Source organism: Variovorax sp. 01T439_2 (assembly GCF_056398445.1).
Genome location: NZ_JBFTPJ010001188.1, coordinates 1 through 1,482, shown reverse-complemented (window position 1 = coordinate 1,482; position 1,482 = coordinate 1). Strand labels below are relative to the sequence as shown.

The window sequence follows — 1,482 nt, the reverse complement described above, 5'->3', positions numbered from 1 at the left end:
GCCGAAGCCGAAGGTCGCAGCCAGCCGGATGGTGCCCACCAGCTCGTTCTGCCGCTCGCCAAGTTCGCTTTCGAGCGCGGCAAAGCCTTCGAGCAACGCCCTCGCGTGCAGGCAGACCGCTTCGCCCTCGGCCGTCACGCTGAGGCGGCGCGTGGTGCGCTCGAACAGCCGCTGGCCCAGCCGCGCCTCGAGCGCACCGAGCCGCTTGGTCACGACCGAGGGCACCACGTCCAGCGTGGCGGAGGCGCCCGCCAGGCTTCCCTGGTCGCGGATCGCCAGCACCAGCTCGAGATCGCCGCGGTCCATCGACAATGGATTCATGCCAGATTGGAAAGTATGAATTGGTTGATTGTTGCTTGATGATCGATGGAGCGCAACGCACAATCGCCGCGTGACTGCTTCTCTCTTCGACTTTCCGAGATTCGACATCGAGCGCAACGGCGTGCGCGTGCATGGCCGCATCGGCGGGCGCGGCGCGCCCCTGCTGCTCTTGCACGGGCATCCGCAGACGCACCTGATCTGGCATCGCGTGGCGCCGGCGCTCGCCGAGCGGTTCACGGTGGTGGCGGTGGACCTGCGCGGCTATGGCGACTCCGGCCGCCCCGCGGACGATGCCGGCCACGTGGCCTACAGCAAGCGCGAAATGGCGCTCGATGCACTCGCCGCCATGCGCCATCACGGCTTCGAGCGCTTCGGCGTGCTGGCGCACGACCGCGGCGCGCGTGTCGCGCATCGGCTGGCCGCCGACCATGCGGCGGCCGTCGAGCGCATGCTGCTGCTGGACATCGCGCCCACGCTCTCGATGTACCAGAACACCACCGAGGCCTTTGCGCGCGCCTACTGGCACTGGTTCTTCCTGATCCAACCGCCGCCGCTGCCCGAGGCCTTGATCGCCTCCGACCCGGTGCGCTACGTGCGCAGCGTGATGGGCGGGCGCCACGCGGGGCTCGCGCCTTTCGCGCCCGAGGTGCTGGCCGAATACGAGCGCTGCGCCGCCATTCCGGGCACGGCCGAATCGATCTGCGGCGACTACCGCGCGTCCGCCACCATCGATCTGGTGCACGACCGCGCCGACATCGCCGCCGGCCGCAAGCTTGCGCAGCCGCTGCGCGTGCTCTGGGGCGAGCACGGCGCGGTGGGCCGCTGCTTCGATGTGCTCTCGCTCTGGCGCGAATGCGCCGCCCAGGTTTCGGGCCGCGCCTTGCCGTGCGGCCACTACATACCGGAGGAGGCCCCGGGCGAACTGCTCGCCGAGGCGCTCCAGTTTTTCACTTCCCCTCTCCAGCAAGAAGGAACCAGACCATGACCACCCACAGAATCGCAGTCATCGCCGGCGACGGCATCGGCAAGGAAACCATGCCCGAAGGCCTGCGCGTGGTCGATGCCGCGGCGCGCAAGTTCGGCATCGACCTGAAGTTCGACCACTTCGACTTCTCGAGTTGGGACTACTGCGAGAAGCACGGCAAGATGCCGGCAAGATGC

At 68.6% G+C, this 1,482-nt stretch carries 2 protein-coding genes and 1 pseudogene; 2 read left to right on the top strand and 1 reads right to left on the bottom strand.

Annotated features, from left to right (window positions below; all coding sequences use genetic code 11):
* Positions 1 to 321: LysR family transcriptional regulator (locus AC1DOC_RS33350; protein ID WP_478131532.1), on the bottom strand; the 321-nt coding region annotated here is incomplete at its 3' end.
* 70 nt (positions 322 to 391) lie between these two features.
* On the opposite strand from AC1DOC_RS33350, the gene AC1DOC_RS33345 reads away from it, so the two are divergent.
* Together AC1DOC_RS33345 and AC1DOC_RS33340 are read left to right on the top strand one after the other, a co-directional pair.
* Positions 392 to 1,306 carry an alpha/beta fold hydrolase gene (locus AC1DOC_RS33345; RefSeq protein WP_478079799.1) on the top strand — a complete coding sequence of 305 codons (915 nt, stop codon included), beginning with the start codon at positions 392 to 394 and terminating at the stop codon, positions 1,304 to 1,306.
* Positions 1,303 to 1,482: pseudogene (locus AC1DOC_RS33340) on the top strand (tartrate dehydrogenase); the annotation flags it as partial. The gene AC1DOC_RS33345 and the pseudogene AC1DOC_RS33340, both read left to right, overlap by 4 nt.